The following is a 12,819-nucleotide window of genomic DNA, read 5'->3' on the forward strand; positions in this document are numbered from 1 at the left end:
GTTGGGCGTGACATTGACGCGGACGGTCGTGGTGTTGTCCCCGGCGCCTCACCGGTTCGGTAGCGTGCGGGGGTGTCTGCCCCGCTTTTCCTGATCGACGCCCTGCCCGTCGGTGACGCGTTCACGCTCGACGGGCCCGAGGGGCATCACGCCGCCACCGTCCAGCGGATCCGCCCCGGCGAGACGATCCTGCTGAGCGACGGGCGCGGCGCTTCCGCGACGTGTGTCGTGGAGGCGGTCGGCAAAGGCACGGTTTCCGGTACGGTCGTTTCCCGTTCCCCCGAGCCGGCCCCCGACCCGCGGCTGGTGGTCGTGCAGGGCATCGCCAAGGGCGACCGGGGTGAGCTGGCCGTGCAGGCGATGACCGAGATCGGCGTCGACGAGATCCTGCCGTGGGCGGCGTCGCGTTCGGTCACCCAGTGGCGCGGAGACCGGGGTTTCAAGGCGCGCGACAAGTGGGCTGCAACTGCGCGGGAGGCGGCCAAGCAGGCCCGGCGTACGTGGCTCCCAACCGTCGGCGGCGACCCGGACGTCTCGACCAAGCAGGTGGCCGCGCGCCTCTCTTCGTCGTCGTTCGTGCTGCACGAGGAAGCCACGGAACGGCTGACCACCGTGCCGCTGCCGTCGTCGGGCGAGATCGTGCTGGTGGTCGGTCCCGAAGGTGGGATCAGTGACGCCGAGCTGGCGGCCTTCTCATCCGCCACACCGGTGCGCCTGGGCCGCGAGGTGTTGCGCACGTCAACTGCCGGTGTGGCGGCGTTGTCGGTGCTCTCGACGCGGCTGGGCCGCTGGTAGCGCCGGCTCGCGGTTGTCCACAGGCACGGCGCTGAGGAGCGCCGCTGTGGATAACATGGCCGCGCTGACTTGACAGTGCGATAGCTTGGGCCAGCCCCCGGGTGGGTGGGGTGGAGTAGTACTAGCGGCGGATCTTGAGGCTGCGGTAGCGGCGGCGTTCCAGGCCCGGCAGCAGGATGTGTTCGTTGAGGCCCTGGCCCGTCGCGACCTGCTCGGACACCCGCGCCGCGGCCCGGCGGATCAGCAACCGCCGCAACCCCCGCGCCCGGATCTCGCCCTCGAACGCCCCCACCGGCCTCCGCAACCGCCGCCCCTGCTCGGCGATCGCCGGTTCCAGCTCGGCGAACGGCACGTAGAGCGCCCGCGTCGACGCCGACCCCAGATATTCGAACGGCTCCGAGCCCGCCATCGCCACCAGCGGCGCCCCGAGCAACGTCATGTTGCGGTGGGCCCGGTGGTCCAGCATCACCACGATGTGCTTGACCCCGGCGCGCTTGCCGGCCTGCAGGAACGTGCGGTAAAGCAGCGAACTGACGGCCAAGCCGGACTTGCCGCCCCGGTAGTCGGGCAGCACCCCGACCGTGGCGAAGTCCCAGATCTTGCCGCCGTCGTGCAGGCCGTGCGCCTCGACGACGGCCGACAGGTCGTGGCCGATCAGGTCGGGGGCGTCGTCCAGGGTCTTGCCGCCGCCCTCGATCACCCGGCCCGCGCCCGCGGGAAGCCCGGTGTCCCGGTCGAGCACGAGGAAGAACAGGCTCTGCCGCTCGTAGTCGCCGTACTCGGCGGTCATCGTCGCGGTGTCGTTGCCGAACGCGGCCTCGAAGACCTGCCGTTCGACCGTGCGGGCGACGTCGGCCATGGGGTCGTCCCAGGCGACCGCCAGCGCGGTGAAGCGGCCGGTGGCGGGGTGCGCGGCCAGGGCGGCGGCGGTGCGGCGGGTCAGCTCGGCGTGATCGAGGTTGTAGGCCACGGCTCAGAACTCCTTGGCGACGATCTCGGTGGTGCGGAAGTAGTTCTCGGTGAACGCGACCACGTCGGCCGGGTCGAACGCCTTGCAGGTGTAGATGTCGACGCTGAAGAACGAGACGGGTCGCTCCCACGAATAGAAGTGGGCGCCCGAGGTCTCCCAGTGGATCCAGCCGGCCCAGCCGTAGAGGTCGCTGACGTGGGTCACCGGATCAATCAGCGTGATCATGTCGGTAACTACGGAGAGTTTGCTCAGATAGTCCTTGATGTGCCCGTCAGTGATCACGAACGTGGGGTAGCCCTCCACGACCAGGCGCTGCCGGTGGATCGTCGGGGCCAGGTCACGGTACGTGGAGGTCGGGAGCGTCAGCGACATGCGGGGAGTCCTAGCGGGCGAATCGGGAGAACCGGACGGATCCCACTGTAGTCTGAAATTACGCTCCGTGAGAATGGCAATCATCACACAGCGTTACCGAAGATGTGGACCAAGAGCGACGACGTCCGTGCACTGAGTGGGACAGACCCTTGATCTGACGCAATTGCCGGGCCAAGGTCGGTAGTCGATGAGTGTCGATTCAGGCCACCGTGCGACCGTGCCGTCTCCGGTCGCGCGCCGACGGGCGTGAACCTCCTCTGGCGGGCTCTGCTCCGCAACCGCGGCCGGGTCCTGTCCGGCAGTCTGCTCATCGGCGTGCACCAGGGATGCGAGGCGCTGGTCCCGATCCTGATCGGCGTGATCGTCGACCGGGCGGTCGCGACCCGCGAACTGGGCACGCTGATCTGCTGGGTGAGCGTGCTGGGACTGCTCTACCTGGTGCTCACGGTCGCCTACCGTACGGGCGCCCGGCAGCTCATGCGGGCGATCGCCGACGAGGCCCACGGCCTGCGGCTCGAGGTGGCGGCCAAGGTTCTCGACCCGCGCACCGAGGTCCGTACGGGCGACGTGCTGACCATCTCCACCACCGACGCCGACACCACGTCGTACCTGCTCGACTATCTGCCCCGCCTGTTCGGCGCGCTGGTCGCGACGGCCATCAGTGCGGTCGGGCTGTGCCTGATCTCCGTACCTCTGGGGCTGGTGGTTCTGATCGGGACGCCCGTGGTGCTGATCGGCCTGCAACGCGCGGCGCCCCGGATCACGCGGCGGGTCACCGCCCGGCAGGAGATCGCGGGCCGGGCTGCCTCGCTCGCCACCGACCTGGTCACCGGGCTGCGGCCGTTGCGGGGGATCGGTGCCCAGGACGCCGCCGCCCGCCGCTACCGCGAGGCCAGCCGGGAGTCGCTCGGCGCCACGATGCGGGCCGCCAAGACGCTGGGCTGGTTCCAGGCCGCCTCGGACACGGTGAGCACGCTGGTCGCCTGTGGCATCGCGATCCTGGCCGGCTGGTTCGCGCTGACCGGCCGGATCTCGGCGGGCGAGCTCGTGACCGTGATCGGCCTGGCCGCCTTCCTGGGCGAGCCGTTCGCCACCCTCTCGGCCGCACCCGGCTGGTTCGCCTCGTCCCGCGCGTCGGCCGAGCGGATCGAGGCGGTGCTCGACCTGGTGCCGGCCGACCCGCCGGCGGGTGACAACCCGATTTCCCCCGTACGGGGGGAGTGTGTGGGTGTGGTGGTCGAACCCGACGCCGGAGCACTGGTGGCCCTGCTCGACGACGGCTCCCCCGACGTGCTGGTCGCGCCGCATCTCCCCGAGCTGTTCAGCGGCACGATCCGCGACAACCTGATCGACGCCGACGGGGACGAACTGCCCGCCGTGCTGCGCGCGTCCGCGGCCGACGACGTCGTGGCCGCCCATCCCGACGGACTCGACCACGCCATCGCCGACCGGGGCGCCGCCCTCTCCGGCGGCCAGCGGCAACGGCTCGCCCTGGCCCGGGCCCTGCTCGCCCGCCCCCGCCTGCTGGTGCTGCACGAACCGACCACGGCGGTCGACGCGGTCACCGAGCACGCCATCGCGCGGGGCATCCGTGCCCTGCGGCACGGGCCGGGTTCGACCCTGGGCACGCTGCTGGTCACCACCTCCCCGGCGCTGCTCGCGATCACCGACCGCGTGGTCGTGCTGCGCGACGGCGAGATCGTGGCCACCGGCACGCACGCGTCGCTGGCCGCCACCGACGACGGATACCGGGCGGTGGTTCTCCGATGAGTCAGGCCTTACCGGTGGCGACTCCGCGGCAGACGTGGGCCTGGCTGTGCGGGCAGTTGCGGGCCCGCCGGGTCGAGGCCGCGTTCACGGTCGCCACCGGGCTGGGCGCGGCTGGTGCGTCGGTGGTGCCGGTGACCGCGCTGGGCATGCTCGTCGACCTCGTACGCGATGGGGCCGCCTCGGCCACGCTGGTGCCGATCGGCGTGCTCGTCGCGGCGATCGCCCTGCTCGGAGGGGTCGCCGCCGGAGCCACCACGACGCTGGTGACCCGCCTTGGCGAACGCATCCTGGCCAGCCTGCGCGAGGAGACCGTGGGCACCGCGCTGCGCCTGCCCGCCCACACCCTCGACCGGGCCGGGCGGGGCGACCTGCTGGCCCGGGTCAGCGCCGACGTGGCCGCGGTCGGGACGGCGGCCGCCGAGTTCATGCCGACCGTGATCTCGGCGCTGTTCCTGGCCGTGCTCAGCGTGACCGCCATGTTCGGGCTGGACTGGCGGCTCGGTCTGGCCGGTCTGGCCGCCATGCCCGCCTACCTGCTGGCGCTGCGCTGGTACCTGCCCCGCTCGGCCCCCATCTACGCCGCCGAGCGGGCCGCGGTCGGCGCCCGCTCCCAGCTGCTGATGGAGAGCCTGCAGGGCGTACGGACGGTCCACGCCTACCGCCTCGAAGGCCGCCACCTCGACGCCATCGACGGCGCCTCGGCCCGCGCCCGCGACCTGTCGGTCGGCGTGTTCTCGCTGTTCACCCGCTTCGTGGGCCGGATCAGCCGGGCCGAGCTGCTGGGTCTCGCCACGATCCTGTTCGCCGGTTTCTTCTCCGTACGGGCCGGTGGGAACGTCACGGTCGGCGAGACCGCTGCCGCCGCGGTGCTGTTCCATCGCCTGTTCAACCCGGTCTCGATGATCCTGTTCACGTTCGACGAGATCCAGGCGGCCGGCGCCGGACTGGCCCGGCTCGTCGGCGTCGGCACGCTCCCGGTGGCACCCACCGGCACCCGTACGCCCACCGGCACCGACCTCACCCTGCGGGCCGTCACCTTCGGCTATGAGGAACAGGTGCCCGTGCTCTGCGGCATCAGCCTGCGGGTGGCGCCCGGCGAGAGGGTCGCGCTGGTCGGCTCGACCGGCGCCGGCAAGACCACGGTCGCCTCGATCGCGGCCGGTCTGCTGCGGCCACGCTCGGGCACGGCCGCCGTCGGCGGTGTGCCGGTCGACGAGCTGGCCCCCGGCATCGTCGCGATCATCACCCAGGAGTCGCACGTGTTCGCCGGCCCGCTCATCGAGGATCTGCGCCTGGCCGCCCCCGGGGCGACGGTCGAGGCCGCGGAGGCCGCCCTGGAACAGGTCGGCGCCCTGGACTGGGCCCGCTGCCTGCCCGGGGGCTTGGCGACGGTGGTCGGCGAGGGCGGCCATCCGCTGACCGCGGCCCAGGCGCAGCAGTTGGCGCTGGCCCGGCTGGTGCTGCTGGACCCGGCGATCGCGATCCTGGACGAGGCCACGGCCGAGGCCGGCAGTGCGGGGGCGCGCGAGCTGGAGGAGTCGGCGTTGGCGGCGACCAAGGGGCGGACGACGTTGCTGGTCGCGCACCGGCTGACCCAGGCGGCGGGGGCGGACCGGATCGTGGTGCTCGAGCACGGGGTGGTGCTGGAAGTGGGCACGCATGATGCTCTGGTCGCGGCTGGGGGGCGTTACGCGACCCTGTGGGCGGCTTGGCAGGGCCGGACACGCTCGGCGCGGGGACACGCCTGAACTGCGGAAACGCCGGAAAACAGGGGGCCCGCCCTACCGGGGGTACCCCCGCCCACCGCCATTATCGTCCGCGGGGGCGATCTTGGCTGGTGGGCGGAGGCTGTCCTGTGGACAGAGCGAGATTGTGGATAACGCCCGCGATCTATACGACCAGCGTGGCCGTCAATCGGGGCTCGTCCAGCGCGTGTGCCGCGATCACGCGGTACTCGCCCGTACGCCGCACCCAGCCGCCGTCCTGGAAGACCTCGAACGTCCTCGGCGGCAGCGGGATCCGTACCGTCACCGTCTCCTCCGGCCGCGCCTCCACGTTCTCGAAACCGGCCAGCCAGCGCTCCGGCCGCTCCGGATCCACCGGCGACGACCCGACGTAGAGCTGCACCACCTCGCGGCCCGCCCGAGCCCCGGTGTTGGTCAGCGTCACCACGGCCTCGGTCTCCGTCACCACCATTTCCTCGTACTGCCACGTGGTGTAGCCCAGGCCGTGCCCGAACGCGTAGAGCGGCGCCACCCCGGAGCGCAGCCAGCCCCGATAACCCACAAAGACGCCTTCCCCGTACGCCACCTCGCCGTCCCGTGGCTCGATGGCGAAGACGGGACAGTCCTCCTCGCGGCGCGGCCACGTGGTGGGCAGACGCCCGCCGGGCTCGGCCACGCCGAGCAGCACGTCGGCCAGCGCCGCGCCCGCTTCCTGACCGGGGAACCAGGTGAGCAGGGTCGCCGCCACCTCGTCGGCCCACGGCATCAGCACGGGGGAGCCGGCGTTGACGACCACGACCGTACGGGGATTGGCCGCGGCCACCCGCGACACCAGCTCGTCCTGGCGGCCGGGCAGCGCCAGCGACGTGCGGTCGAAGCCCTCGGACTCGGTCTGCTCGGTGGTGCCGACCACGATCACGGCGACGTCGGAGCCGGCCGCCAGGCGCACCGCCTCGGCGATCATGCCCTCGTCGTCGGGGCCGGGCGGGCGGTGGCCGATGGTCGTCGACACCGTGTGGGCCATGCCGCGGGCGATGCTCTGGCGCAGCACGACCGGGACTGCCACGCCGGCTTCGAGCGTCACCGTGGCGCGCTGCTCGCGTGGGGAGAGCAGCAGGTCGGCGCGGGTCGCACCCGGCGGGTGCAGCGTGCCCTCGTACAGCAGTCGGTCGCCCACGCGGAGCTCGAACGTGCCGAAACCGGAGACCGCGAACGTGTGCTCGCCGGCGGTGTCGGGCGTGAACGTGGTCTCCAGGCGGATCTCGTCGATGCCGGCCGGGTCGAGGCCGCCGGGCAGCGAACCGATCCAGCGCACCGCGGCCGGGTCGACCAGGAACGAGTGGTCGCCCATGGTCACCGTGGTCGGTGCCCATCCGGGACCGTGGGCGGCGGGCAGGAACGGGCGCGGGTCGGCGCCGATCGCGTACTCGACGTCCACCCCGGACAGTGCCGTCTCCAGGCCGGCCAGCGGCGAGATCACGTGCGGCGGGGAGACCTGGGCGCTGCCGCCGCCGAGCACCCGGGCGTCGGTCGCGAGCGCGCCGATCACGGCCACCTTGGTGAGGGCGGCCGGTTCGAGGGGGAGCGTGTAGTTCTCGTTGCGGACGAGAACGAACGAGCGGGCCGCCACCTCGTGCGCGATCGTGTCGCCGTCCAGGTCGTCCGGGATCGTCACGGCCGGGCCGCCGTCGAGCACGCCGACCCGTTGGGCGAGCAGCAGGACACGACGGACCTTGTCGTCGATGATCTCCTCGGGGACCTCTCCCGCCCGTACGGCGGAAACCAGCTTCTCGCCCCAGGGGTTCTCCAGCGCCGGCATCGCGATGTCCAGCCCGCCCCGGGCCGCCCCGACCGTCGAGCGGGCGGCCCGCCAGTCCGAGACCACCACCCCGTCGAAGCCCCACTCCTGCTTGAGGATCGTGTCCTGGATCGGGCCGTTCTGGGCCATCGAGAACCCGTTCACACTGTTGTAGGCGCTCATCACACCCCAGCCGCCGGCCTGCACGACGCGCTCGAACGGCGCCAGGTAGATCTCGCGCAGGGCCCGGTCACCGATCCGGACGTCGACCTCCATGCGGTCGGTCTCGAAGTCGTTGCCCACCAGGTGCTTCACCGTGGTGCCGACGCCGTGCCGCTGCACCCCGCGCACGAAGCCGACCGCGATCTCGCCGCTGAGCAGCGGGTCCTCCGAGTAGCACTCGAAGTGGCGGCCGCCCAGGGGCGTGCGTTGCAGGTTCACCGTGGGCCCGAGGAGCAGGTGCACCCCCTTGCGCCGCGACTCCTGGCCGAGCAGCCGCCCCGCCCGCTCGGCGAGTTCGACGTCCCACGCCGCCGCCAGCGCGGTCGGGCTGGGCAACGCGATCGACGGGTCGTCGGGGGCCCAGCCGACCCCGCGTACGCCGATCGGCCCGTCCGACATCACCAGCGAGCGCAGCCCGATCCGCTCGATCGCGGGCAGTGACCAGAAGTCCTGCCCGGCCAGCAGCGAGACCTTCTCGTCGAGGCTCAACTGCGTCAGCAGGTGCTCGACATCCGTCATGGAAGCGCTCCCATCCTCATGGCCCATCGGTGCCACCTTAAGATCATGGGGATGGAGAACCAGTGCCTGACCCCGGCCGCCCGGTGACCGCCTCCGCCCGCTACGAGCGGGTCGTCCGCAAAGCGCAGGCCGACGGCCGCGTCCCCGCCCTCTCGGTGGCGCTGCACCGCGCCGACCGCGAGCCCTGGGTGTTCACCGTCGGTGACTCCGGCAACCCGGTCCACCCGCTCGGCGCCGACACCCGGTTCCGGATCGGGTCGATCACCAAGACGTTCACCGCCGTCCTCGTGATGCAGTGCCGCGACGACGGGCTGCTCGACCTCGACGACCCGATCGCCGAGCACCTCGACGTGCCGGCACACGGCGACGCGACGATCCGGCGGCTGCTGTCGCACACGGCCGGGTTCCAGCGGGAGCCGTACGGGGACATCTGGGACACGCTGAAGGCACCCGACGCCACCGAGGTGCTGGCCCAGCTCGACCGGGCCGAACGGGTGCTGCCCAACGCCCGCCGCTACCACTACTCCAACCTCGGCTTCGCGGTGCTCGGCCAGCTCGTGGCCCGGCTGCGCGGCGGCTCCTGGACCGAGGTGGTCGGCGACCGGGTGCTGGCCCCGCTCGGGCTCACCGCGACCACGCTGAACCCGCCGCCGCAGGCCGCCGTCGGCTACCTGGTCGACGACTGGTCCGACGCCGCCCGCCCCGAGCCGCAGACCGACCTCGGTGGGGTCGGCCCGGCCGCGCAGCTCTGGAGCACCGCCGGTGACATGGCCGCGTGGGGCGCCTTCCTGGCCCACCCGGCGGTCGCCGACCCGCACGGCCGCGTGCTGGCCGCCTCGACCGTCGACGAGATGCGCTTCCCGGCCACGGTGACGCACGACGCGGTCTGGCAGAGCGGCTTCGGGCTGGGCCTGATCATCGAGCCCCAGGGCAAGTGGGCCACCCACGTCGGGCACGACGGCGCGATGCCGGGGTTCCTGGCTTCCGCGTACGGGCGTCGGGGCGGCGAGGGCGTTCCGGACGGGCTCGCGGCGGCCGTCCTCGGATCGTCCGGCACCTCGCGGGTGATCAACGAGATCGTGCACGAACTGCTGAAACTCGCGGTCGAACTCGACCCGGCCGACATCCGCCCGTGGAAGATCGCCGCGCCCGCCCCACGGGAGTACCGGTCGATCCTGGGTCACTGGTACAGCGAAGGCACCCCGTTCGTCTTCTCCTGGCACGACGGCTCCCTGCGGGCGCGTCTCACCGAGCTGCCCCCGGACTTCCCCCCGGCCGTCTTCGAGCCCCTGTCCGGGCAGCCCGACGTGCTGCGGACGGTCAGCGGACGCGAGACGGGCGAACTGCTGCGGCTGACCCGCGACGACTCGGGCGAGGTCGTACGGATGCACTGGGCGACCTACCGGATGACCCGCGTCCAGCAGGGCTTCGACGGTGGTTCCGCATCCGACGGCGCCGAGTGAGCCAGGCGTCCCTTTTCCGGCGATAATGGCATCGGCGTTGCGGCGGCCGAGCGGATACGATGGCACGATCCTTCAGTACGCCGTCCGATCGGGCGACGAAGAGTGAGAGAGCAGGTGGCGGAGGCCCACTGGGCCGCCCTATGACCGGTACGCCGAACCCTTCCAGCGCGGGCTCCTCCGGCGCGGCGCGGGTGCAGACCAAGATCTCGGTTTCCGACCCGAAGATCATGGTGAACCTGCTGGGTGCCAAGGACGAAATCCTGCGGCTCATCGAGCGAACTCTCGCCAGTGACGTCCACGTCCGTGGCAACGAGATCACCATCACCGGCGACCCGGCGGACAACGCCACCGCCGAACGCCTCTTCTCCGAGCTGATCGAACTCATCGAGCGCGGTGAGACGCTCAGCGTCGACTCCGTGCGGCGCACGGTCGCCATGCTCGAAGACGCCACCGCCGAGCGGCCGGCCGAGGTTCTGACGCTCAACATCCTGTCCCGCCGGGGCAAGACGATCCGGCCCAAGACGCTGGGCCAGAAGCGCTACGTCGACGCCATCGACGAGAACACGATCGTCTTCGGCATCGGCCCGGCCGGAACCGGCAAGACGTATCTGGCGATGGCCAAGGCCGTGCAGGCGTTGACGGCCAAGCAGGTCAGCCGGATCATCCTGACGCGTCCCGCGGTCGAGGCCGGCGAGCGGCTGGGCTTCCTGCCCGGCACGCTCAACGAAAAGATCGACCCTTATCTGCGGCCGCTCTACGACGCGCTGCACGACATGCTCGACCCCGAGTCGATCCCGCGCCTGATGGCGGCGGGCACGATCGAGGTCGCCCCGCTGGCCTACATGAGGGGTCGCACGCTCAACGACGCGTTCATCATTCTCGACGAGGCGCAGAACACGACTCCCGAGCAGATGAAGATGTTCCTGACCCGGCTCGGGTTCGGTGCCAAGATCGTGGTCACCGGCGACGTCACCCAGGTCGACCTGCCGGGCGGCACCACCAGCGGTCTCAAGATCGTTCGCGAGATCCTGCAGAATGTCGAGGACGTGCACTTCGCCGAGCTGTCCAGCTCCGACGTCGTCCGCCACCGGCTGGTCGCCGAGATCGTCGACGCCTACGCGCGCTACGACGACGAGCAGGAACGCGCCGCCACCCAATCCGTCCACGCCGTTCCCGGGCGCGCCGCCAGCGGTGGCCGATCCGGGCGTAGGCGCTGAAACAAGGGGTAAACGCACCACTATGTCCATCGAGATCGCCAACGAGTCGGGAGTCGAGGTCGACACCGACGCGATCCTCGCGGTGGCCCGGCACGCCCTCGACGAGATGGGGGTCAACCCGCTCGCCGAGCTGTCGATCCTGCTCGTCGACATCGACTACATGGCCGAGCTGAACCATCGCTGGATGGGCGGTGACGGCCCCACCGACGTGCTCGCGTTCCCCATGGACGAGGGCAGCGTCGACCACGGCCCGGGCGAGGCCGGCACGGGTGAGCCGGCCCTGCTCGGCGACATCGTGCTGGCCCCCGAGGTGGCGGCGAAACAGGCGGCGGCGGCCGGGCATTCGGCCGCCGACGAGCTGCACCTGCTGACCGTGCACGGCGCGCTGCACCTGCTCGGTTACGACCACGCCGAGCCGGAGGAGGAGCGGGAGATGTTCGCCCTGCAGAACAGGCTCCTCCAGAGCTGGCGGGCCGGCCGCTGATGGAGCCCGCCGATCTACTCGCGGCAGGTTCCGCCGCCTCGGCGGGCCTGCCCGACGTGCAACTGATCGTCTTCGCCGTCCTGCTGGTCTTCCTGGCCGGCCTGGCCTCGATGGCCGACGCCGCCCTGGGCTCGGTCTCGGCGGCGCGGGCCTCCGAGATGGCCCGTGAGGGTGAGCGCGGCGCCTCGGCCCTGGCCGCGGTCGCCTCCGATGTGGTGCGCCACCTCAACCTCCTGCTGCTCCTGCGTCTGCTGGCCGAGCTGACCGCCACCACGCTGGTCGCGCTGGTCGCCGTCGACAGCTGGGGCATCGGCTGGACGGCGGCGCTGGTCACCGCGGGCACGATGACGGTGGTCAGCTTCGTCGTGGTCGGGGTCGCGCCCCGCACGGTCGGGCGCCAGCATGCGTACGCGGTGGGTCGCGCCGCCGCCCCGCTGGTGCGCTGGCTGGGCAAGGTCCTCAACCCGCTGGCGTCGCTGCTGATCCTGATCGGTAACGCGGTGACGCCCGGCAAGGGCTTCCCCGAGGGGCCGTTCGGCAGCCAGGTCGAGCTGCGGGAACTGGTCGACCTGGCCGAGCAGCGCGGCGTCGTCGAACACGGCGAACGCGAGATGATCCACTCGGTGTTCGCGCTGGGCGACACGATCGCCCGCGAGGTGATGGTGCCGCGCACCGAGATGGTGTGGATCGAGGCCCCCAAGACCCTGCAGCAGGGGCTCTACCTGTTCCTGCGCTCGGGTTTCTCGCGCATCCCGGTGATCGGCGACAGCGTCGACGACGTGCTCGGCGTGCTCTACCTCAAAGACGTGATCCGCCGCACGCAGAACGGCGACCCGGCGTCGGCCGCGCAGGCGGTGGCCGACCTGATGCGTCCGGCGACGTTCGTGCCCGAGTCGAAGCCGGTCGACGACCTGCTCTCCGAGATGCAGGCCGCCCGCAGTCACGTGGTGATCGTCGTGGACGAGTACGGTGGGACGGCCGGCCTGGTCACCATCGAGGACATCCTCGAGGAGATCGTCGGCGAGATCACCGACGAATACGACGTGGAACGCCCGCCCATCGAGCACCTCGAAGACGGCGCCGTACGGGTCACGGCCCGCCTGCCGATCGAAGACCTGGGCGAGATCTTCGGCGTCGAACTGCCCGCCGACGAGGTCGAGACGGTCGGTGGCCTGCTGGCCCAGACGCTGGGCCGGGTGCCGATCCCCGGCGCGCAGGTCGACGTGGGCGGCCTGCACCTGATCGCCGAGGGCACGACGGGCCGGCGCAACCGCATCGACTCGGTGCTGGTGCGCCGCATCGAACCACCCGCCTCGGACGAAGCCTCCGAGACCGAGAACGACACCGAGACCGAGGAAAGACAGCACGCTGATGCCTGAGACCGACACGACCGCCGCTACGGCCGCTTCCGCCCCGGCTCCGGCCTCGGCCGCTTCCGCCCCGGCTCCGGCCTCGGCCGCTTCCGCCCCGGCTTCAGCCTCGGCC

Annotated in this window: 10 protein-coding genes; 7 read left to right on the plus strand and 3 right to left on the minus strand. The window is 71.8% G+C overall.

The window, feature by feature from the left end; translation table 11 throughout:
* Window positions 1–72: 72 nt before the first annotated feature.
* A complete protein-coding gene (locus JIG36_RS40105; protein ID WP_203381699.1) occupies window positions 73–795 on the plus strand; it encodes a 16S rRNA (uracil(1498)-N(3))-methyltransferase in 723 nt (240 codons plus the stop codon).
* A gap of 121 nt (window positions 796–916) precedes the next feature.
* Here the strand turns inward: JIG36_RS40105 and JIG36_RS40110 are convergent, their stop codons facing one another.
* Complete coding sequence (locus JIG36_RS40110; protein ID WP_203381700.1) at window positions 917–1,765, minus strand: hypothetical protein; 849 nt, start codon at window positions 1,763–1,765, stop codon at window positions 917–919.
* 3 nt (window positions 1,766–1,768) lie between these two features.
* Entirely contained in the window at window positions 1,769–2,137 is a 369-nt protein-coding gene (locus JIG36_RS40115) for an S-adenosylmethionine decarboxylase (protein ID WP_203381701.1), read from the minus strand.
* 246 nt (window positions 2,138–2,383) lie between these two features.
* Here JIG36_RS40115 and JIG36_RS40120 point away from each other — a divergent pair, with 246 nt between their 5' ends.
* Entirely contained in the window at window positions 2,384–3,907 is a 1,524-nt protein-coding gene (locus JIG36_RS40120) for an ABC transporter transmembrane domain-containing protein (protein WP_203381702.1), read from the plus strand.
* Window positions 3,904–5,655 carry an ABC transporter ATP-binding protein gene (locus JIG36_RS40125; RefSeq protein ID WP_203381703.1) on the plus strand — a complete coding sequence of 584 codons (1,752 nt, stop codon included), beginning with the start codon at window positions 3,904–3,906 and terminating at the stop codon, window positions 5,653–5,655. Before JIG36_RS40120 ends, JIG36_RS40125 begins: the two co-directional genes overlap by 4 nt.
* Before the next feature lie 142 nt (window positions 5,656–5,797).
* On the opposite strand, the gene JIG36_RS40130 is transcribed toward JIG36_RS40125, so the two are convergent.
* Complete coding sequence (locus JIG36_RS40130) at window positions 5,798–8,170, minus strand: beta-glucosidase family protein (protein WP_203381704.1); 2,373 nt, start codon at window positions 8,168–8,170, stop codon at window positions 5,798–5,800.
* Between the two features lie 62 nt (window positions 8,171–8,232).
* Here JIG36_RS40130 and JIG36_RS40135 point away from each other — a divergent pair, with 62 nt between their 5' ends.
* The 4 genes from JIG36_RS40135 (at window position 8,233) to JIG36_RS40150 (ending at window position 12,713) form a co-directional block, all read left to right on the plus strand.
* Window positions 8,233–9,633 (plus strand): serine hydrolase domain-containing protein, encoded by a 1,401-nt coding sequence (locus JIG36_RS40135; protein WP_307873101.1) that lies wholly within the window; start codon window positions 8,233–8,235, stop codon window positions 9,631–9,633.
* A 140-nt stretch (window positions 9,634–9,773) separates the two neighbouring features.
* Window positions 9,774–10,850: a PhoH family protein gene (locus JIG36_RS40140; protein WP_203381705.1), complete on the plus strand. Its 1,077-nt coding sequence runs from the start codon at window positions 9,774–9,776 to the stop codon at window positions 10,848–10,850.
* Between the two features lie 22 nt (window positions 10,851–10,872).
* Complete coding sequence (gene ybeY / locus JIG36_RS40145; RefSeq protein ID WP_203381706.1) at window positions 10,873–11,334, plus strand: rRNA maturation RNase YbeY; 462 nt, start codon at window positions 10,873–10,875, stop codon at window positions 11,332–11,334.
* The gene (locus tag JIG36_RS40150; protein ID WP_203381708.1) at window positions 11,334–12,713 is read left to right on the plus strand and encodes a hemolysin family protein; all 1,380 of its coding nucleotides are present in this window, start codon (window positions 11,334–11,336) and stop codon (window positions 12,711–12,713) included. The genes ybeY and JIG36_RS40150 overlap by 1 nt, the downstream gene beginning before the upstream one ends.
* Window positions 12,714–12,819: the final 106 nt, after the last annotated feature.

This window comes from Paractinoplanes ovalisporus (assembly GCF_016834655.1).
Classification (GTDB): Bacteria; Actinomycetota; Actinomycetes; order Mycobacteriales; family Micromonosporaceae; genus Actinoplanes; species Actinoplanes ovalisporus.